The 295-nt window shown below is 69.2% G+C and carries 1 protein-coding gene; it reads left to right on the forward strand.

The genetic code is table 11. From position 1 onward, the window contains the following. Window positions 1-190 precede the first annotated feature (190 nt). On the forward strand, window positions 191-295 hold a 105-nt coding region (locus tag EXE45_RS21630), incomplete at its 3' end, for a CopG family ribbon-helix-helix protein (RefSeq protein ID WP_241989548.1).

A 295-nucleotide genomic window follows, 5' to 3' on the forward strand; every position in this document is an offset into this window, starting at 1 on the left:
GCAGGCGTACCAGTAACTCGCCCGCCCCCCGCCGTCCGACCCTATCTTCGACGAATCCGACGAGCGAGCCGTCCGGACGGACCCCGTCGAGCGGGACCGTCGCCGGCGGGAGAGCGTCGCGGTTGGTGGTACCTAGGTGAGCGGACCGGCATACCGGCCCTCTTTTGCCCGCGGGTCCGACGACGAGGTGATGAGAACCAGTTTCAACGTCCCCGAGGGGCTGATCGAGGAGTTCGACCGGACGTGGCGGGACGAGGGGATCGAGAACCGGTCGCGGGCGGTCCGAGAGGCGATG

Source organism: Halorubrum sp. SP9 (assembly GCF_005435015.1).
GTDB lineage: Archaea > Halobacteriota > Halobacteria > Halobacteriales > Haloferacaceae > Halorubrum > Halorubrum sodomense.